The following is a 19,379-nucleotide window of genomic DNA, read 5'->3' as shown; positions in this document are numbered from 1 at the left end:
CTCCTCTAAAGTATTTACAGCCCTGAAGTAAATTTTCTTGCTTGCACTGAGGTAGTATAAGGCATACCGGGATGCTCAACGGTGATCGAAGGACAAGTAAGCTCCACGGAAGTCAGATGCCGCTCGCGCTACCCGTGGAAAGTTTAATAGCAGTTCCTGCTTATCATCGAGACTACGCAGAGCGATTTCGTGAAATTCCCCCTTTTCACAGGTTTTATATTGAACTTTTGAGGTTAATTTTAGCAAGACGGGAATGCAATTTACCATTGAAAATAAAAAATTGTTTCCCTTAACAAAATACCAAGCTTGGGAACCTGGACTTTATATGTGCATTTAACACAAGCTGTTTGATCATTTGTCTAGAAAATGTAGAATCAAAGGAACAACCAACGGAGTGAGGTTTGAGCCCAGATGCAATGTCGTAATCTCACCGATATACTCACCATGTATCCCTGGGATTATAACTAACTCCGCGTTTTCCATTTGCCTGAACATTTTAATTGCATGCTCTGGCTTAATAACATCTTTGTCTCCCACGATGATCAACGCAGGCGACTTTATTACGCTGATATTTTCATTCGGGATGTCTTCAAAATTAACCATGCGTTTTGCGTCCCGATTGTGCATAATCTTTAGCTTTTCAGTATCTGGCACGACTGCAAGGAACGCATTTTGCAATTGTTGGGGCATATTCTCCAAACTGGCATGTTTCATAAAGTCCCAAAAGCTGGGCGCTACCCCATCACGGGTACACAACGCAGCGGCTAAAACAAGTTTAACCACGAGCTTCGGATGACGAATTGCCATCTGAACTGCAGTTGTCCCTCCATTACTAAAGCCAAAGATCTCAGCCTTTTCAATGTTCAAATTTTTCAAAAGCCCTGCGACGTCATCTGCATCTTGCTCAAAGCTCGAGTCTTGATTGCGGTCCGAACTTCGTCCGTGTGCCTGCAGCTCCATTGCGATGACATTCCTATGCTTGACCAGCAGGGGAATGATCGTACCAAAAGTGGTTTGAATTGTTGATCCACCGCCATGTATTAAAACCAGGGGTTTACCAGTACCATATTTCTCATAATACATGTTAATCCCATTAACAGAGGAATACCCTTTTTCGTAGGGATAAGTTGATGAATCTAGTAAGGTTCCCATTGTTGCGATATAGTAGTAACACCTTTTTAGGTTTCTAGCCTTTGCTTTTTGGTCCTGCAAGGATCTTCCTGGCATTCTCGTTTTTCAAGTTCAGCTCCAGTGATCTTTTGTAAGCTTTAAAACCCTCATCTTTTTTACCTAATAGCAACAGACACTCCCCTAAACTGTCAAAGGCGTTATAAGCTTCTGGATACAGCGCTGTGTTCAACCTGAATATTACCAATGCATCATTAAGCTTTTTAGCGTTTAATAATTCATAAGCAAATATGTTTAGCCCATCTTCACTTAGGTTATACGCGGAGTCCTCCTCTTTTTTCTTTTCAGATTTGATGAAATCGAGCGTCTTGCTTATGGAGTTTCCGTTAGCATGAAATTCGGAGATCGATTTAAGGTTCATATTCCGTTCTTTCACAAGCTGTTCCGCCAGTGTCTCTACGCCGTATTGTTTTCGTTCTGCATCAGTGACCTTCGTCGTATCAATCTCGTATCTTCTCCATTTGGTTTCGCCATTGTTCTTCACATATTGTGTCCCGTATATCTGCGGCTTCTGCCTTCTCATCAGATCTCTATCAATCGCTGCCGCAAGGAGCCACTTGTTTATTGTCGTATCTAATTCAATTGCTTTCTTCATCTGTTTAACGGCCATTGAAGATGCAATGGTGTCGTTACCGTGCTGAAAGATCATGGCAGAGTTGTAGTAGTCTTTCCCAGTTACAATCTTTCCACTTTCAATCAACTCATATACTCGCTTTTCCCTTTCCATATCTTGCTTTGACAAAATGGACCAATCAATATGCTTTTCCATTCTTGAACTTTGGTCTTCATTATACATCTTTTGCAGTTCAGCATTGTCCGTCTGGGCATGAAGGCCTAGTGGAAATAGGAAAATTAAAAGGAGCTTAGCTAATTTCATCTTGAATTTTGTTAAATGATGTATAGAAAATGAGGTAAGTTGCTTTAGTTAAGATACTCAAAAGATAGTCTAAAATCAGCACAATAGTTTGAAACCTACACAACGGCCCGTTCAGATCCTGGTAATTGGAAATGACAGATTGCTGAACTAAGGTTGCTTAGGCGATTAGTTTGAGCAAACAACCTTGAGAATTTGGTAATTTTAGCGCCAAATGAAAAATGAAGAACACACCATTGTGCTCATTAAATCTGGTACGCTGGAGCTCAGTGATCTGAAAGGAACAACCAGGTTTCAATCCGGTGATCTGTGTTTCTGTAGCGCCAAAAGCCTCATTAAACAGCGCAGCTACCCAGACCCCTCAGGTAAATACCAGGAGATCTCCATTGCACTACCGCAAACCGTACTTAAAACCTTCGCACATGAATTCAACCATGCCGAACAGCATTCCACTACGGAGCGCAGTTTTTTGAAGCTGACGGAGTGTCCCTTGTTGCTCAATTACATGAGGTCTTTATTGCCTTACAAGGAAATCTTTAAACAAGAAAACTCAAAGGAATTGCTTATTGTAAAAGTGAAAGAAGCCATTATAACATTGCTCATGGAAAATCCCGAAATGAAGCAGATCCTTTTTGACTTTTCAAATCCGCCGAAAGTTGAGCTGAAACCTTTCATGCTTCAACATTATCGCTTCAATGTTGAACTAAAAAGATTCGCTTACCTCAGCGGAAGAAGCCTCTCTACTTTCAAACGGGATTTTGAACGTACCTTTCAAACAGCCCCAAGTCGTTGGTTGATGCAAAAGCGATTGGAACAAGCCTACTACCTCATTAAGAAAAAGCGAAGATCCGCATCAGCAGTATATCTGGAGGTCGGATTTGAAGACCTGTCACATTTCTCCTATGTTTTCAAAAAACATTTTGGTGTACCACCCTCGCAGCTCTGAAATGAGGTAAAAGATCCCGACCTCGCAGCTAATCAGCAGCCGGCAAAGAGAATGTAAAAGTGCTGCCCTTACCGGACGCACTTTCCACCCAGATCTTGCCCGCATGGCGCTCCACAATTTCCTTAGACAGGTAAAGTCCAATGCCGAAACCGGAAATGTTCTCGCGGTGAGAGGTTGAAATCCGGTAGAAACGCTCAAAAAGTCGTTTCTGATCTTCTTCTTTGATACCCATGCCCTCATCTTTGATGCTTACCTGAATATTTGCGCCAATGGATCGGCAGCTTACCTCGATCATTCTTCCATGTGGAGAATACTTAATCGCATTGCTTATCAGATTTGAGATCACAGAAGATATCTTTTCACGATCTGCATACAATCTGGCATGTTCACAGGTATGTAGCATAATCTCATGTGTATTCGTAAACATCCGGAAGTCTTCGATAAGCTCCTCCAAAAGCATCCTTAGATCGAAAGTTTCTTTTTTCAGCTTAATCTTTCCGGATTCCAGATTCGAAATATTCAAAAATCCATTGATCATGGAGGTCATTTTTCGGATCTGCTGATTGGATTTATCCAATGCCAATTGTGTAAATTCATCCGTGCTACCCTTCAGTTTTTTCCGTAAAATCTGCTGATAGGCAAGCATCGACGTCAAAGGGGTCTTCAGTTCATGGCTTACCATACCGATGAAGTCATTCTTACGCTCTTCATCCATCTTCTGTCCGGTAATATCAAGCACAGAGCCAATGAATCGCAAGGGCCTTTCCGCATCATCAAAGTATAATTTGCCGATGGCCCGCACCCAGCGGATGGTACCATCTTTGGGCGACACTGTCCGATATTCCACATCATACCGGTCGTCTGGCATTTGATGTCTCATTAACTGAGCAATAATTTTTAACACCCGCTCACGATCATCTTCATGCAAGTTCCTGACAAAATCTGCTTCATACTCCACTGGTCCGGAATGATCAATACCAAACAAGATTCTGGTTCTTTCATCCCAGATCAATTCATGGTTACTCATGTCCATATCAAAGGTACCGAGCTGTGCTGCCTGCTTGGAAAGCCGGAGCTGCTCAAAGGCATTTTCAAGATTTTTGTGGCCCTGAAACTGGTCGGTTACGTCGTTCGCTATAATTAGAATAACCTTCTTAGAATCATCATAGTCTGGCATCAGATGAAAGACAAAGTCTATATAAACGGTTTCTTCCCGGCCATTGCGAATCAGGTTTACGGCACGTCCTTTAGCATGATACGCCTCACCGGTTCGGAACACTTCCTCAAAGATGGGTTTGTACACCGCTTCCAATTCCGGATTTACCTCCCAGTAAGATTTACTAATTAAATCATGGTATGGCTTGCCGGTAAGTCGTACATGATAATCGTTTATTTCCTCCACAAAGGGTGGATCACCCTTTAATATACACATGCCAACCGGCGCTTCTTTCACCATGCGCCTTATGTTTGCTTCACTGGCAACAAGCCGTTGCATGGCGGTTTTAGCCTCAGCAGTATTTGCAATAGCCTCTGTAATGTTCAAGGTGGTGTTAATGATGTGGGTCACCTGCCCGGTTTCATCAAGCAAAGGTTCCTGAAGGCTGCTCCAATACTGCATTTCTAGCTGTCCGGTTTGCTCATTAAGAACCTCATAGCCGTAGTTAGGCCACTCCACCCCCGCTTTTGTTGCGATAGTCTTCTCAAACGTGGCGATGACCATCTCCCGCTCCCTTCCCTCAATTAAACGATCCGGAAAGGCCGAAAACAAATCCTTCCCCAGGATATCGGCACGCTGTCGCTTGCTAATTTTTAAAAACTGATCACTCACCGCCAGTATGGTGAAATGCGGCGGGTTCGCTTTAATAATCAGGGAATTCGCAGACTTCTGAAAAAATCTTTGAAACTGCGCATTCTGGTAGAATTCGTCGGTATGGTCGGTCAAAACTTTACAGGGATTAAGTTGCTCTACTTGTATCAAATATGTGGAAAAATAACAGAAACAAAAAGGGACTGCCTTAGTTTTTAGCAGTCCCCTTTTTCCAATAATTAAGCATTCACAGGATCGTATGGAGTCTGTGTTTAATAATGACTTCAACATGCGCTGAGACACAGCTCAAACACACCAAACGCACAGCTTACGTGGCTGAGGTGTGGGTCAGGTGTGCGCGAGGTGTGTCTCAGGTCTGCGCTGATCACTAGTCATTATCATCCACGCCTGGGTCACCCAGGTCATTCGGTCCATCATCTACATTCAGGTCCATATCCATTTGCTCATCATTGCCATCATAGCCGATCATGGTATCCTCAATGGCCAGTTTATCGTCGTGACCATCCTCCCCTGCACTTACCGCATTTGTGGTACCCGCAAAACCGGTATCGTTATAATCTTCAGGTGGCATTTTGCCGAACTCTTTTCCGGTAGAGTCGTGCGTTGTGCCATCATTTTCCATATCCCTTTGTTGGTTTTCCTGTTGACTTTCCATAGTTCTAAATTTTAGTTTTTACTGAAATTCTGGTTATCTTAACAAACCTGTTTAACGCTGGTTGGTTTTCATGGCGCTAAATTTCAGGTACTAACCGTAACCGATGTGATAAAGTGCATCAATAACAATTGAAAAACATTCGCAGTACTTAAACGGTTCTAAATGAAACAGTAATCCGAAAAAAAAACTTATGAACTCACGTCGTTTATTTTTACAGAAACTTGGAGGCAGCGCATTGGCCATGCAACTTGCGCCTATGGCCGCATGGGCATCAAATGTTAAAAAGGAAGAACCTTATCAGGGACCGGTGTTAAGAGTGGCCATCATGGGACTTGGTGGCTATGCTAACCGTGTTGCCGATGCTATGAAAGATTGTAAAAAGGCCAAGCTGGTTGGAGTGATCAGTGGTACGCCCTCGAAGATCAAGGATTGGCAAAGCCGCTTTAATATCCCAGAGAAGAACTGTTATAATTACGAGAACTTCGACAGCATCAAAAACAACAAGGACATTGATGCCGTATATGTTATTACCCCCAACGCATTGCACCATGATAACACCATAAGAGCGGCCCGTGCGGGCAAACACGTGATCTGTGAAAAGCCCATGGCCATTAGTGTTAAAGAGGGTCAGGAAATGGTGGATGCCTGTAAAAAAGCAAACGTGAAGTTATTGGTGGGTTACCGGATGCACTTTGAACCACAAACGCTCGAAGTGATCCGGATGAGAAAGGCAGGAGAACTTGGCAAGATCACCTTTTTTCAAGGCCTTACGGGTTTCACCATCAATGATCCAAATATATGGCGTGTAGATAAGAAACTTGCTGGCGGAGGGTCTATGATGGACATTGGTATCTACTCCATTAATGGCGCCAGATATATGGTTGGTGAAGAGCCGGTATGGGTAACAGCACAGGAGACTAAAACAAAACCTGAAATTTTCAAAGAAGGTGTGGATGAAACGATACAATTTCAACTTGGCTTCCCAAGTGGAGCGGTTGCCTCGTGTCTTTCTACTTACAACATGAACAACCTGGACCGCTTTTTCCTGAATGGCACAGACGGCTATGTGGAGATGTGGCCATCAACAAACTACGGTCCTATTCAGGGCCGATCGCATAAGGGTCCTTTGAACCAACCTATTGTGACGCACCAGACCGTACAGATGGACGAGATGGCAGATATTATTCTTCAGGGTAAACAGCCGGTGGTGCCGGTTGACGGCGAAGAGGGTGTCAGAGATTTAAAGGTGATTGAAGCGATCTATGCTGCTGTTAAAAGCGGACAAAAGCAAAAGATCAGCATATAAATTTGGAAGAACCGTCTATCCCGCGAAGATCAGGTATGCCTAGAAAGCATACCTGATCTTGCAATATGGCAAATGTAACTCCACCAGATCTGTAAAGGTATCGACCAGGTCTTTCTTGAAACCTCTTTTATAACGGACATTCCGGCCCCCGGTCTGACTGTATTTTACTTCCTGGATCTCGGGCCGCCACAATACTTCTTCGGCTTTTGGGTGCCAGTTCATATTCACTTCATGCAGCTGCTCATTGTGGGTCAAAAAGATGATCTCAGCAATGAGCTGCGCTTTCGTTTTTTCATTTAGCTTATCGTTTAGCTCTTCGAATAATACCACCCAATCATCTATCCAGCCTTCATAATAGATGATCGGCGAAAAGTTTACGTTCACTTCGTATCCCGCTTCCACAAATTCATTCATCACATCAATGCGGTCACTGATCGGTGTAGTGCGTACATCGACGAGTTTGCTCATCTGATGTGGCATCAGACTGAAACGTATACGCGTTTTTAGTTGCGGCTCATAAGTCAACAGCTCGCGGTTTACGAATTTCGTTGCAAAGGTGAGCTTACCATTAGGGATCTTGGTGAAAGCATGGATCATATCTTTTACGTTATCGCAGATACCGGCATCGGCAGAGCAGTCACCATTTTCGCCAATTTCATACACCCAATATTGCGGATCGATGAAATCGGGTTGAAGTTTCGGACCCTGCCGGGCTGCATGGCGCTGCAGGTAGCGGATGATCTGTTCAATATTAACAAAGATGGTGATCGGGTTTGCGAAGCCTTTACGCCGGGGTACATAGCAATACGAACAGGACATGGTGCAGCCATTTGACTCTGATGGTGCAATCCAGTGTGAGCTTCTGCTATTTGCTCTGGCACTTAGCGACTTCTTAATGCCCAGGATCAGTACATTACGTTTATTACTGATCCAGTCCTCTACCGAACCTTCGAAGCCGAACAATTCAGGGATCTTCCAATGAGAAGCTACCTCTATGTGTTTAGCATCAGGATATTTGGCCAGGATCTCCTTGCCACGCGGCATCTGGTAAACTGCGGGTTCGAGATAAATCTCTTTGATTTGAAGCAGGTGGTCTATGGTCTTTTCGTGCAGCATCGTTAACTTTTTTAAGCTAACACCCTGCTGGTGACATTGTTTATAAAAGATCCACTAGTGCAGCTTGATGCTGAATACCGTTTGATTGGGCGCAATCGTTTTGAGGGAGAAGTCAAAGCCGTGGTTCAGCAGGATTTCCCTGACCAGGGTGAGTCCTATTCCCTGTCCATCTTTTTTGGTGCTGTAGAATGGGCTGAACAGCAAGTCACGATCTGTTTCGGGAATCCCTGGTCCGTTATCAATGATCTTTAACTCGGGAATTGCAGGATCAAGTACGAGCTTTATTTTCCCGTCCTGACCGATCGATTCGTATGCATTCTTGAGCACATTGATCAATGCCTGTTCGAATTGTTGCGCATCGGCAAGGACTAAGCAAGGTGTTTCGCCAAGGTCAAGTTCAAAATCGATGTTCCTGGCCTGGGCGGTAAATTGCACTAGTGAAACGACCGACTTCGTGATTGCGGTGATATCTACCTGTTGCTTATTAACCGGAGGCAACTTAACGAGATCTGCGAAGTTACGCATGAAGTGGTTCAGGTTCTGATTCCGATCGATAGCCACCTGTAAGGCCTGTCGCAGCAGTTCCGCATCCGGATTACGCCACATATCCTTACTCGCAAGTGCGGAAGCGATAATCGAGTTCACCGGACCTACCGTATTATTGACCTCATGCGCCATCATCCGGATCACCTTACTATAGACATTTTTTTCTGCTTCGAAAATTTCTGCGGTCACCTCCTCCATCATAATGAACCGGCGCTCAAATCCGGTGTCTATAAACTTGGACTTCTGGATCTTATAAGTCCGAAGTCCATCTATCCGGATAACCTTGGAGGCTCCGGTATCCAGCGCAGAAAGTTCTGATTCCAATGCAGGTGCCGATTTCAGAATTTCCGCGGCTTTAGGATTCGTTTGTTTTAGGTTACCATCGAAGTCCATGATGATTATGGCTGTTGGTGAAGTCTGAATCAGTTTTTCAAGAAAGAAATGCTGCTCCTGCTGCATGGTTCGCTCTACCCGCAGCGCATCGATCATCCGGTTATAAACCTCCACCAGTTCATCTACCTCCGGCTGACCGGTGGAGCGGAATTTAACATTGAAGTCCTGATCTTTAATGGCGGTGATCCCTTGCTGCAGGTTTGTGAGTGGCTGAATGAGTTGTTTGTAAAGTTTGATGGCCAGGACTGCACAACCGATGATCAGCACTTCAGAAAGGATGAACAACATCTTCTGTTCCTCAAAGATAAAATAGCTTAACACCAGGCAGATGGCCAGCAGAGCTGAAATGAACAGGATATATTTTACCTTCAGCTTCATCTAGGATTCGTTTTCATCGTAAGGGATCTGGTATTTCTCCAGGCGGCGATATAAAGCATTTCTGGTAATGCCTAGGGAGGCTGCAGCACGGGTGATCCTGTTGTTGTGGTACTTCATCGCCTGCCTTACCATTTCTGCTTCTACCTGCTCCAGCGTCATGACCCCCACTTCGGGCAGCTTGTTCCTGTTTTCTTTAGGTGCAGGATTCAGCTGCGACTGAAAGTCTTCAATGGCTAGCTCGTCCCGGCGACTGATCAGTACTGTACGTTCAACGAGGTTTTTCAACTGTCTGATGTTGCCTGGTAGCGGTAAGTTCTTCAACCATCGCATCGCCGCGGCGTTGACCTTCAGCAACGGTCGATTGTATATTTCTTTGAGGTTATCAATGAAGAAATTAACAAGCAGAGGAATATCCTCTTTTCTATCACGCAATGCCGGCAAATGAATACTGATCAGGTTAATCCGGTAAAGCAGATCCTCCCGGAATAAGCCAGAAGAGACCATTTGGTTCAAGTCTTTATTGGTGGCACAGACTACACGAGTATCTACCGTTTTTGTGCGACTACTTCCGAGTACCTCATATGTTCGATCCTGTAGCACGCGCAAGAGCTTCACCTGGCTGCTGGCTTCAAGGTCGCCGATTTCATCTAAAAATATTGTGCCTTTGTTAGCCATCTCGAAACGACCCATCCGGTCGACCCGTGCATCGGTGAAAGCACCGCGAACATGCCCGAACATCTCACTTTCGAATAGAGAAGAAGAAATACCGCCCAGATTTACCTTGACAAAGGGCCTAGAGGTGCGGGTGCTGTTCAGGTGAATAGCTTCTGCGATCAGCTCCTTGCCCGTTCCACTTTCCCCGGTGATGAGCACCGAAGCGTTTGTGGGTGCCACCCTTCCAATGGTTTCCAGAATATCGAGCAATCCCGCGTCCTCCCCTATGATCTGGCGGAAATTGTATTTACGATCGAGATCTTTCCTGGTTTTAGATACCTGCCGCTGATCCTTGAGTTTCAAGAGCGTCTCTACCGATTGCAGCACATGTTCGTTGTTCCATGGTTTGTTGACAAAGTCGTTGGCACCCGCTTTCATACCTTGCACAGCCAGTTCTATACTTGCCCATCCAGTGATCAAGATAATGGGTACGCCGGTATCTACCTGACGTATCTTTTCCAGGAGCGACATACCCTCCTTCCCGGAGGTATCGTTAGAAAAGTTCAGGTCAAGGATAAGCAGCTGCGGATGAGCATTGATGACCTTCTGAAAAGCACCTTCAGCATTGTCGGCAGTATCAACAACATACCCCGCTGTTTTCAACAGCAGGGACATGGAGGTTCTTACCGCGATATCATCATCTACGATCAGTATCATTTTATAAAAGTATTGAATTATTCTTCATGTAAAGCAGTTGCAGGGTGTATTGCGGCAGCCTGGCGCCCCGGGTATACCGAGCAGGCAATAACCAGCAGGTAGATGAAAAGCATTGAAAGCACTATTGCATAGAGGTATACATCCGCATCAACATCAAAGACGTTCAATAGTGGGAACTGTACGGCGAAAAAGCATCCAACGATGATCGATAAGGTGGCAAGGATGAGCGACTCTGCCACGAGCTGACTGGAAACGGAGGTACCACTCGCACCGATGGCCCTCCGCAGCCCAATCTCACTCCGGCGTCGGCTGATGTTGTACCAAAGCACGCCGAAAAGTCCAAGTGCCACGTTGATGATCAGAAAGCCAGCAACGATCATGAAGATGATCATTGGAATGATCGTCATCTCGTTTTTGGCATCACGAAGATCATCCATATAGCTGATTTCAACCCGCGCGTTATGGAATGTTTGTCCCAGGAACTTATATAGCTTGCCTTCGAAATTCGCATCTGCAGTTTCATTTACCTTAAGCAGAATGAAGCTGTTCCACTTCACGTCTGTGGTGTCCATCTGATTGTACATCGCCTTTCCTGCAGGCAGGTAGTCGCCGTTAACCTTTACATCCTGAACAACACCAACGACCTTGAGGCGGTCCGTTTTATCATGATTGTCAAAGTACTTACCCACAGCACTCTTGTTACCGAAGGCTTCCGCTTTTAGTGTCTCATTGATAACGATTGGTTTAGCATTAGCCACCCTATCTTCAGGTTTGAACCAGCGCCCTTCAACCAGTTTCATATTTAATACTTTATGATAGTCCGTTCCGGCCACGTATCGATTAACAGAATAGATCTCGCGGTTATCAAGGTTAAGGTTGGTATTCATATTACTTTCAGAATACGGGAAATTGGGGCTGGTATAAGCAACCTCTTTAATCTGGGGCATCGCTTTCAATGACTTCTCCAGATTATCATGGAACAAAATAGCGGAGTCCACGTTTTTGGTTAAATGCCTGTTGTCGTATACGACCGACCATACACGTTCATGATCAACACCGGCGGGCTTCCGGTAATTTTGAAAATAATAAACGAGAAAGGAAGATAAGGCGAAGATCACCATGAAGGAGATCAGTATCTCGGAAAGTAAAAGGAAGTTTTGCTTCCGCTTGTTCCACATAAGTTTAAAAAGATGTTTAAACATGACTTTAAATTGAAATGGTAAAAATTATTGAGCTTTCAAGGCGCTAACGACATTTAGTCGGGACATGCGCCAGGCTGGGTATACCCCTGAGATCAATCCAAAAAGCAGACAAGCCAGTAGGCTGTAACCTATCACAATCGGACTTAAGGACAAGTGCATATTAGATATCAGGTTGGCACTATTGATAAAGTAAATGGCCAGTGCCGAGAGGATTATTCCGAGGATACCACCGATGATCGTTAAAATGAGATTTTCTATAACGAACTGATAAACCAGGGTACTTGATGAAGCGCCAAATGCCTTACGCACACCAATCTCTGAAGAGCGCTCCAATATCCGGGTAATGTTGATGCTGACCAGGTTTATGGTGGGTAACAGTAAAAAAAGAAATAAGAGGCCAACTAATAACCTGATCACGCTACTGGCACCGGAGTTTTCCCCATCGCCAGCTGGGCTGCGCCTGGTTAAGCTCTCAAAGAAAGAGTCTGCATGGGAGGAGACTTTGTCAAACTCCTTGTCAGGTGTTTTAACCTTAGTCATCATCGACTCAAACTCCCTTTTCAGTTTCGGGACATCTTCCGGACTGCGTGCCAGCAAAATAGCATTACAGTTTCCCAGCAATGCAACCTCATTCCAATCCTGCTTAGATACGGTGTAAGGGATATACATATCTCCGGCAAAGTTGTACAAGGTTTTTGAGACGTTCTTCACCACACCGATTACCCTATAGTTGATATTGTCGGCAGAAATGTACTTTCCAACGGCCGGAACATTCGGGCCGAAATAATCATCTCTGGTTTCTTCTGAGATTACCGCTACCATACTTGCGTTTGCGATTTCCTGCGGACCATAGGGCTTGCCTTCAATGAAGTCGTATTCCAGCACATTCCAGTAATCTGCGTTCGTGTACTTGTACTCGATCACGAGTTTTTTGTTGTTCACGAAGGCATTGGACGCCTCGGCTCTGGTGGAGATGGCCATTTTTTCGAGCGCCTTCAATTTTGATACGTAGTGATCAAGAAAATAAAAGGAGACATCACTTCTATTCAACCAGCCTTCTTTGGTATTTCTCATCTCCATCATAGCAACATACAGCGAGCGTTCCCGCTTATAATCCGGATAGTCTTCGTTGATGAGTTTGTTCAGAAAGGCCGCTGCTACCGTGATCACCATCAAGGTAAAGCTGATGCCAAATAAGCTGATGAAGGTGAAGAACTTTCTTCGTTTCAATACAGCGATTGCGATTTTAAAATAGTTCTTAAGCATGGCGATGATTATTGAACTTGTGAACCGTCAAATAAGCGCACGAGCCGATCTGTTTTATGCGCCATAGTTTCATCGTGGGTAACCATCACAATGGTGGTACCTTCATTTTTGTTGAGGTTGATCAGGATGTCCATGATCTCATTGCCCATGGCGCTGTCCAGGTTTCCCGTCGGCTCATCCGCGAGGATGATCTGCGGCTCGCCTACAATGGCCCTCGCGATAGCCACTCGCTGCCGCTGTCCGCCGGAAAGCTGTGTAGGGAAATGCTTAACCCGATTGCTCAGCCCGACTTTTTCCAGTGCCGCAGCTGCCAGCTTTCGCCTGCTTTGAGCAGAACTGTTGCGGTACAATAATGGTAGTTCCACATTGTCCAGCACCTGCAGGTCGTTGATCAAATGGTAGCTCTGGAAGATAAAGCCAAGTTTCTCGTTCCGGAAATTCGCCATCTGTTTGTCGGAGTAGCGACTGATATCCTGATTGTCGATCCGGATCTGCCCCCTGGAAGGCTCATCCAACAAGCCCATGATGTTGAGCAGTGTACTTTTACCACATCCGGAAGGACCCATGATGGAGAGGAACTCTCCTTTTTGTACGTGCAGGTTGATGCCGTTGATGGCCAGGGTTTCTACCGTGTCTGTACGGTAGACCTTTTCAATGTTTTCTAAGCGAATCATAATGTATATTTAATAATAAGTATTGATCAATAGGTAATCTTTTGATTTTTCTCGAAATCATATAATGATAGATAGCGTAACTGGTAAAAGGCGGTCCAGAAGTCGCGCATGGAGGTAACGTAGTCCCTTTTAGCGCGGTCATTCTCCTGAAAGGCGATACTGAGGTCCGTGATGCTGAGGTTTCCTAACACATAGCGTTCACTGGCGATTTTATATTTCTCTACCGCGATGCGCTCCGCTTCTGCGGTAAGCTTGATCTGCTCCTTCATCATATTGTACAGCGTCACTTCCGTGATGATCTGCTGCCGGAAGATCTGCTGATCCTGCTGCACGGAATAGGTGGTGAACTGTTCGTTTGCCTGTGCCGTCTTTGTTCGTGATTTAGAGCGGCCCCAGTCGAGCACAGGTATGGACAGTTGGATCTCTACAGACTGCTGGCTTTTTGGCGAGCGGTAAACATCCCAGATTTTTGTGCCTGCATTGGAGAAACCAAGGTTTGCACGCAGGGTGGCTTTAAGTCCGTTCTCTCCTTTTGCTTTTGCAACATCACGTTTCGCTTCCGCAAGCCGCCTTACAAAGGCGATGGCATCTGATCTATTTTCCAATGCTTCTTTCAGCACCAAGTCGCTGGAGACCTCGATGTTTGCATTTGCTGCAGGCATCTCCAAAAGTATTTTGCTGCTGGCGTCTATACCGGCGTAGCTAATCAGGTTCAGTGTTGCGATTTCCACATCGCGATTAGCACTCCCTAAAGCTTTCTGGGCATTGAGTACCTCTAATTGTAACTGCAGGATTTCGTTTTTAGTAATTTTTCCCAGGTCGAACTTGGTTTCTGCAATTGCCAGAATGCGCCGGGTATTGCTCAGGTTGGTTTCGGCCATGTCTACGTTAGCCTGCGCAAGCAGGAGGTCGAAGTAGTAATCAGTTACGTTGACAGCAATTTTCTCCTGACTTTCAATGTAAGCCTGCTTGCTCTCATTGAACTTCAGCGGTTCTATCTTTTTGTCCCATTTCAATTCATTGAACTGCAATATGGGTTGAGTATAGCCGATGCCGTATGGTATACCATTGTACAACACATTATTACGGTCGAAATCGTCAAAACGCTGTAGCTGTGTGGTGCCATAAATGGTTCCACCTGTTGCAGCAATACTTTGTGTAAAGTCCAGCGTAAGCGAAGAATTATCATTGTGAACGGGTTGGAACAAGATGGAACCGTTTGGCTGCTGTACCTGTACATAGGTCTTGGTATAGCCCGGCAAAATACCGCTTAACGCGAGCTGCGGTTGGTAGTTTGACTTGAAGGTCCGCCATTCCCAGAACTTGGTTTCTTTGATGGTTGCGGCCTGCTTGGAAGCGATAGAATTTGTTTTTGCAAGCGCCACCACCTGCTGGAGGCTCAATTTCAAAGTATCGCTCTCCTGCTTTGCAGCGGGTTGCCATAACATGCTAAAACCGATGAATAGTAATTTGATCATGATCTTATTGTTATTTGCTTAGGACTGGAATTGCCTGATAATGCTTGTAGGCAGTCATATCCGTGGTGATCACCTGATCTCCAAGCTTTAATCCGCTTTTTATTTCGATGTAGTCGAAATTACTCAAGCCGGTTTCCACGGTTCTGCGTTCCGCTAGGCCTTTGTTCAGTACAAAAACATCTTGCTTACCGGCGCCGTTAAATGCAGGACCGTTCGAAACACGCATCACTTTTGGCCGGGTTTCCGTGATCAGGAATACGTCTACTTTCTGGTTTGGTCTAAGCGTCTTTGCCGCTTTATCATCCAGGCGAAGGTCAAAAGAGACAATGTTATTGTTTATGGCCGGGGATATGTTGGCAATACTCGCTTTAAGTTGATTTTCACCAATGCGGATGACTGCTGGCATGGAATTGTAGATCTGATCAAGCATATTGTCGGACATACTTCCAGCGACCTTGAAACTGCTGAGGTTGGCAATTCTGACCAGGGCCTCCCCTTCGTTGATGCTTGCGCCGATGTTTTTGTTTACCCAAGTGACAACACCTTCACGGGATGCGACAATCTCTGCACGATCGAGTTTACGTTTAAGTGCCTGCAGATCGCTCTTCTGAATGGCCAGGGCGATTTCCGCTTCGCGAATCTCGATCTTCATAGTCTGCTGCTTGCTGCGGATCTCGTTTTCCAGCTGTTGTTTCTCCAGCTGGGCCACCTTCAGGTCTAGTGCAGCTTTCTCCACATCTTCCCTGGTGCCTCCACCAGCTTTCAGCAGGCGCTGTGCAGCAGACACATTATCCTTCAGGTTGCTGATGCGAAGTTCCTTGATGCTGTTGTTGGATTTAATATCGTAGAAGCTTTTCTCCAGGGTAAGTTTAAGCTTACTGATCTCGTTTGCTTTAGATTCCATCTGGAACTGCAAGCGTTCATATTCAGACTGGGTTGCTGACTTATCCAGACGCAAGATAGATTGTCCCTTGACCACGTTCCTGCCGGGTTCTAGCAGCACTTCCTGGATGGAGGCCTGGATTGGGCTGGCAATGATCTCCTCGAACTCCGGAAGCACTTCACCCGTCGCGCTGATTGTATTCTCTACCGCACCAAGCTCAACATTAGAAACGATGATATCACTGGCATATAAAGAGGGTTTTAGCAAGCTGCGAATCAGCCATATGGCTAAAAGCAAACTTAGCACGACAGCAATAATGATGATTAGTCGCCTCTTCTTTCTGGTAGCTGTTACCTCTATTTCTATACTCCGGTCCATTAGATTCTTTTTGGACTGGGTTTTACAAGAGGAATACCAATGTTAACTTACTGATTATTAGTTGTTTACAATTTACAGAAAATAAAAAAATGCCCGATATCGAACGTTTTGTTAGATATCGGGCAATAAAGTATGTTCTCTAAAACAGCTAGGATTTCATGTGTTTTATCCGGCTTGGTTCGTAATGCAGTCCCGGAGATAACCAGTAAAGGAGGATCATACGGGAATAACGGAAATTGAATGGCGCGAAAACCAGAGATGTAGCAATGATCAATCCGACATAGTACCAGATGTGCTCTTTAGTGAGTTCAAGACCGAGAATATAGGCGGCAATACATACCGCAATCATCTCCGCACAGTTCAGCGCATAACTTACGAACATGGCAACATAAAAATAGCCGGGCTCACGCTCGAATTTCAGTCCGCAGGCACTGCAGACTTCCTGCATTTTTTGGCTTTTAGGGCTGTACGTGAAGCCAGTAAAGACATTGCCTACACGGCATCTCGGACATTTGCAATTTACCAGTCCAGACCATTGCGAAACTTTAGGTATGTTGTTGTGGGCTACGTTATTTTCCATGTTGCTTGATATTTGATTTTCTGAATTTTTCAGGCGTTATGCCTTCATGTTTTTTAAAGAACTTAATAAAATAAGAATGATCACTGAAATTAAGCTTGTCTGCAATGTCAGCGATACTCAGATCCAGGTTGATCAACAACCTTTTGGCTTCCAGAATCACCTGCTCCCGGATCAACTCACCGGCAGATAAGCCGATGATGTCCTTGCATAAAGCATTTAAGTGGTTTGGCGTGATGTAGAGTAGTTCTGCATATGCTTTCGGCAATTTCAAGGTCCGGTAATGTTCTGCAATCAACTTTTGAAAGTTTCTAAAGATCGTTTGATTGTAAGAACTTGCAGCTGCCTCAATTTTGTGGCCAGTTGAGCGTTCCGCTTTGATAAAAATTTGCAATAACAGCGTGCGAACCAGATCATCTCCGAACGGCCCCTTTAGCGCACCTTCTTTGAGGATCTCTTCAAAGCAGTATGCCAGTTCGGATGCGGTATCATCGGGAACCGTGATGACCTGCTGGTCGGCAATGCCGCTGAATATGGAAAAGCTTTGAAGATAACCAGCATTACTTAAAAAAGAATTGAAGTAATCTTTTGAAAAATTGATAATGTAGCCATCTGGTTCTTCATCAAAGGACCAACTGTGTACCTGTCCTGGAATCATAAAATACACACTTCCAGGTTTTACCTCGAATTGTTTGAAATCGATATGATGATGACCACTGCCCTGTGTAAAGAACACCAGGTGATAAAACGAGTGCCGGTGGGCACTATGCAAATGTGCATGCGTTTTGGAATAGTGTCCGAATCTACTTGCCACGATCCCCTGGGTTTTATATTCCCGGAAGTTGTTGATATCGTAAATCGGTATTTCTGTTCTCACATCCAAAGATACCCAAAAAAATAGCGGGTTTATGGTAATAAACCCACTATAAATGGTACTTTTTACGGATAAACCTCAAGAGGCATTGAACGATTATAGTCTTCTTCGTTTCTTTTCCTTTAAGATCAGGTTCAGTTCTCTACTGGTTTGGCCAGCAACAGAAGTGTTCTCCTGTGCTCTTCTGAACAGATAGGGCATTACCGCCTTTATTGGACCATAAGGAACGTATTTGACCACGTTGTACTTCGCATCCGACAGGTTAAAGCTCAAATTATCACTCATGCCTAGTAATTGGGAGAAGTATACATGTGGGTGGTTGTGTGCAATATTATGCTGATCCAGTAACTGCGCTAACAATCTGCAGCTATCTTCATTGTGCGTGCCGCATACCAGTCCAATTTCTTTGATGTTGGTGATGCAGTAGTTTAAACCGGCATTGTAGTCCTGATCTGTAGCTTTTTTATCTGGCTGGATGGGAGATTGATAGCCACGTTCTTCTGCACGCTTGCGCTCTTTTTCCATGTAGGCACCGCGTACGAGCTTTACGCCCAACAGGTAGCCCATCTCTCTTGCGATAAGATGATCGGCTTTCAGGTCCGCCAGTTTATCGTGTCTGTATAGCTGATAGGTGTTATAAATGATAACTTTTTCTTTATTGAACAGGCGCATCATGTCGATCGCCAACTCATCAATGGTTTCCTGGATCCAGGATTCCTCGGCATCAACCATCACCGGAACGTCTTTCTCGTATGCAGTACGGCAGATCTTCTCGCAACGGGCTTTTACGCGCTCAAATTCTGCTGTTTCCGCAGGACTTAATGCTTGCTTAGCATCAAGTTTCTCCAGCAAAGCAAATCTGGCAATACCAGTTACTTTAAATACGGTGATCGGTATACGTGGATCACCTGCAGCACGAAGGATGGTGCGGATGATCTCTTCGCAGGTAAAATCAAAAACTTCTTCCTTTTCTTCGCCCTCTACCGAGTAGTCGAGGATGGTTCCAACATTTGCGTTTGCAAGCTGCGCAATCGTGGCTTCGCATTCCGCAATGGTTTCTCCACCGCAGAATTGCTTGAATATCGTTGCCTTGATGGCAGGCTGGATGGGTAGGCCTACGTTTAAAAAGAAATTGGTGATCGGGGGACCAACTTTAGTCAGGAAATTGCTGCTGATCACTTTAAACAACAAATAGGCTGCATTCAGCTCCGCATTGCTTTTACTTCGGAAAGCAATCTCCGTATCATCAAAATTCAGTGTTCTTTTCGGGGAAATTTCCATCTATTTGTGTTTAGCTCGTTTGTGTATAAGATTCAAGTTGCTTCCAATGAACAAAAGTCTGCTTTATGATTCGTTGCGCTGCCTTAGGTTTTGGAAAACGGAGGCAAAAATATGAATTCAGATGCTGCGAAAGGTAAATCCCTTTGTAATAAATTGTAAATTTGC

Annotated in this window: 17 protein-coding genes; 2 read left to right on the top strand and 15 right to left on the bottom strand. The window is 44.8% G+C overall.

Going from position 1 to position 19,379, the window contains the following annotated elements:
• Nucleotides 1-351: 351 nt before the first annotated feature.
• Both ACTHQF_RS11795 and ACTHQF_RS11790 read right to left on the bottom strand, forming a co-directional pair.
• A complete protein-coding gene (locus ACTHQF_RS11795) occupies nucleotides 352-1,152 on the bottom strand; it encodes an alpha/beta fold hydrolase (protein ID WP_440430420.1) in 801 nt (266 codons plus the stop codon).
• A 34-nt stretch (nucleotides 1,153-1,186) separates the two neighbouring features.
• Nucleotides 1,187-2,065 carry a hypothetical protein gene (locus tag ACTHQF_RS11790; protein WP_440430419.1) on the bottom strand — a complete coding sequence of 293 codons (879 nt, stop codon included), beginning with the start codon at nucleotides 2,063-2,065 and terminating at the stop codon, nucleotides 1,187-1,189.
• A 211-nt stretch (nucleotides 2,066-2,276) separates the two neighbouring features.
• On the opposite strand from ACTHQF_RS11790, the gene ACTHQF_RS11785 reads away from it, so the two are divergent.
• The gene (locus tag ACTHQF_RS11785; protein ID WP_440430418.1) at nucleotides 2,277-3,008 is read left to right on the top strand and encodes a helix-turn-helix domain-containing protein; all 732 of its coding nucleotides are present in this window, start codon (nucleotides 2,277-2,279) and stop codon (nucleotides 3,006-3,008) included.
• Nucleotides 3,009-3,036: 28 nt separating this feature from the next.
• On the opposite strand, the gene ACTHQF_RS11780 is transcribed toward ACTHQF_RS11785, so the two are convergent.
• A complete protein-coding gene (locus tag ACTHQF_RS11780; protein ID WP_440430417.1) occupies nucleotides 3,037-4,950 on the bottom strand; it encodes a PAS domain-containing sensor histidine kinase in 1,914 nt (637 codons plus the stop codon).
• Nucleotides 4,951-5,203: 253 nt separating this feature from the next.
• On the bottom strand, nucleotides 5,204-5,491 hold the full coding sequence (locus tag ACTHQF_RS11775; RefSeq protein WP_440430416.1) for a hypothetical protein: 288 nt from the start codon (nucleotides 5,489-5,491) through the stop codon (nucleotides 5,204-5,206).
• Between the two features lie 190 nt (nucleotides 5,492-5,681).
• Between ACTHQF_RS11775 and ACTHQF_RS11770 the strand changes: the two genes are divergently transcribed.
• Nucleotides 5,682-6,797, top strand: coding sequence for a Gfo/Idh/MocA family protein (locus ACTHQF_RS11770; protein WP_440430415.1), 1,116 nt, complete (start codon nucleotides 5,682-5,684; stop codon nucleotides 6,795-6,797).
• Nucleotides 6,798-6,836: 39 nt separating this feature from the next.
• Here the strand turns inward: ACTHQF_RS11770 and ACTHQF_RS11765 are convergent, their stop codons facing one another.
• The 11 genes from ACTHQF_RS11765 to ACTHQF_RS11715 form a co-directional block, all read right to left on the bottom strand.
• Entirely contained in the window at nucleotides 6,837-7,913 is a 1,077-nt protein-coding gene (locus tag ACTHQF_RS11765) for a spore photoproduct lyase family protein (RefSeq protein ID WP_440430414.1), read from the bottom strand.
• 54 nt (nucleotides 7,914-7,967) lie between these two features.
• Nucleotides 7,968-9,230 carry a sensor histidine kinase gene (locus ACTHQF_RS11760; RefSeq protein ID WP_440430413.1) on the bottom strand — a complete coding sequence of 421 codons (1,263 nt, stop codon included), beginning with the start codon at nucleotides 9,228-9,230 and terminating at the stop codon, nucleotides 7,968-7,970.
• The gene (locus ACTHQF_RS11755) at nucleotides 9,231-10,601 is read right to left on the bottom strand and encodes a sigma-54-dependent transcriptional regulator (RefSeq protein WP_440430412.1); all 1,371 of its coding nucleotides are present in this window, start codon (nucleotides 10,599-10,601) and stop codon (nucleotides 9,231-9,233) included.
• Nucleotides 10,602-10,618: 17 nt separating this feature from the next.
• Nucleotides 10,619-11,779, bottom strand: coding sequence for an ABC transporter permease (locus tag ACTHQF_RS11750; RefSeq protein ID WP_440430411.1), 1,161 nt, complete (start codon nucleotides 11,777-11,779; stop codon nucleotides 10,619-10,621).
• 48 nt (nucleotides 11,780-11,827) lie between these two features.
• Nucleotides 11,828-13,069, bottom strand: coding sequence for an ABC transporter permease (locus ACTHQF_RS11745; protein WP_440430410.1), 1,242 nt, complete (start codon nucleotides 13,067-13,069; stop codon nucleotides 11,828-11,830).
• Nucleotides 13,070-13,077: 8 nt separating this feature from the next.
• Nucleotides 13,078-13,743 carry an ABC transporter ATP-binding protein gene (locus ACTHQF_RS11740; protein WP_440430409.1) on the bottom strand — a complete coding sequence of 222 codons (666 nt, stop codon included), beginning with the start codon at nucleotides 13,741-13,743 and terminating at the stop codon, nucleotides 13,078-13,080.
• 26 nt (nucleotides 13,744-13,769) lie between these two features.
• A complete protein-coding gene (locus ACTHQF_RS11735; RefSeq protein WP_440430408.1) occupies nucleotides 13,770-15,221 on the bottom strand; it encodes a TolC family protein in 1,452 nt (483 codons plus the stop codon).
• Nucleotides 15,222-15,231: 10 nt separating this feature from the next.
• Complete coding sequence (locus ACTHQF_RS11730; RefSeq protein ID WP_440430407.1) at nucleotides 15,232-16,482, bottom strand: efflux RND transporter periplasmic adaptor subunit; 1,251 nt, start codon at nucleotides 16,480-16,482, stop codon at nucleotides 15,232-15,234.
• 148 nt (nucleotides 16,483-16,630) lie between these two features.
• On the bottom strand, nucleotides 16,631-17,062 hold the full coding sequence (locus ACTHQF_RS11725; RefSeq protein WP_440430406.1) for a DUF983 domain-containing protein: 432 nt from the start codon (nucleotides 17,060-17,062) through the stop codon (nucleotides 16,631-16,633).
• The gene (locus ACTHQF_RS11720; protein ID WP_440430405.1) at nucleotides 17,052-17,936 is read right to left on the bottom strand and encodes an AraC family transcriptional regulator; all 885 of its coding nucleotides are present in this window, start codon (nucleotides 17,934-17,936) and stop codon (nucleotides 17,052-17,054) included. Before ACTHQF_RS11720 ends, ACTHQF_RS11725 begins: the two co-directional genes overlap by 11 nt.
• Before the next feature lie 93 nt (nucleotides 17,937-18,029).
• A complete protein-coding gene (locus ACTHQF_RS11715) occupies nucleotides 18,030-19,214 on the bottom strand; it encodes a proline dehydrogenase family protein (RefSeq protein WP_440430404.1) in 1,185 nt (394 codons plus the stop codon).
• Between the last annotated feature and the right edge of the window lie 165 nt (nucleotides 19,215-19,379).

Origin of the sequence: Pedobacter sp. SAFR-022, from assembly GCF_051965375.1 — a bacterium.
In the GTDB taxonomy this organism is placed as follows: domain Bacteria; phylum Bacteroidota; class Bacteroidia; order Sphingobacteriales; family Sphingobacteriaceae; genus Pedobacter.
Note: the sequence above shows the minus strand (reverse complement) of the source record. Positions and strands in the feature narration are given on the sequence as shown.

Bases quoted from the DNA above. Each gene is read 5' to 3' on its own strand.
- ACTHQF_RS11760 (WP_440430413.1), bottom strand. From the start codon at position 9,230: ATGAAGCTGAAGGTAAAATATATCCTGTTCATTTCAGCTCTGCTGGCC.
- ACTHQF_RS11790 (WP_440430419.1), bottom strand. From the start codon at position 2,065: ATGAAATTAGCTAAGCTCCTTTTAATTTTCCTATTTCCACTAGGCCTT.
- ACTHQF_RS11715 (WP_440430404.1), bottom strand. From the start codon at position 19,214: ATGGAAATTTCCCCGAAAAGAACACTGAATTTTGATGATACGGAGATT.
- ACTHQF_RS11735 (WP_440430408.1), bottom strand. From the start codon at position 15,221: ATGATCAAATTACTATTCATCGGTTTTAGCATGTTATGGCAACCCGCT.
- ACTHQF_RS11730 (WP_440430407.1), bottom strand. From the start codon at position 16,482: ATGGACCGGAGTATAGAAATAGAGGTAACAGCTACCAGAAAGAAGAGG.
- ACTHQF_RS11745 (WP_440430410.1), bottom strand. From the start codon at position 13,069: ATGCTTAAGAACTATTTTAAAATCGCAATCGCTGTATTGAAACGAAGA.
- ACTHQF_RS11765 (WP_440430414.1), bottom strand. From the start codon at position 7,913: ATGCTGCACGAAAAGACCATAGACCACCTGCTTCAAATCAAAGAGATT.
- ACTHQF_RS11740 (WP_440430409.1), bottom strand. From the start codon at position 13,743: ATGATTCGCTTAGAAAACATTGAAAAGGTCTACCGTACAGACACGGTA.
- ACTHQF_RS11795 (WP_440430420.1), bottom strand. From the start codon at position 1,152: ATGGGAACCTTACTAGATTCATCAACTTATCCCTACGAAAAAGGGTAT.
- ACTHQF_RS11785 (WP_440430418.1), top strand. From the start codon at position 2,277: ATGAAAAATGAAGAACACACCATTGTGCTCATTAAATCTGGTACGCTG.
- ACTHQF_RS11750 (WP_440430411.1), bottom strand. From the start codon at position 11,779: ATGTGGAACAAGCGGAAGCAAAACTTCCTTTTACTTTCCGAGATACTG.
- ACTHQF_RS11725 (WP_440430406.1), bottom strand. From the start codon at position 17,062: ATGGAAAATAACGTAGCCCACAACAACATACCTAAAGTTTCGCAATGG.
- ACTHQF_RS11755 (WP_440430412.1), bottom strand. From the start codon at position 10,601: ATGATACTGATCGTAGATGATGATATCGCGGTAAGAACCTCCATGTCC.
- ACTHQF_RS11775 (WP_440430416.1), bottom strand. From the start codon at position 5,491: ATGGAAAGTCAACAGGAAAACCAACAAAGGGATATGGAAAATGATGGC.
- ACTHQF_RS11770 (WP_440430415.1), top strand. From the start codon at position 5,682: ATGAACTCACGTCGTTTATTTTTACAGAAACTTGGAGGCAGCGCATTG.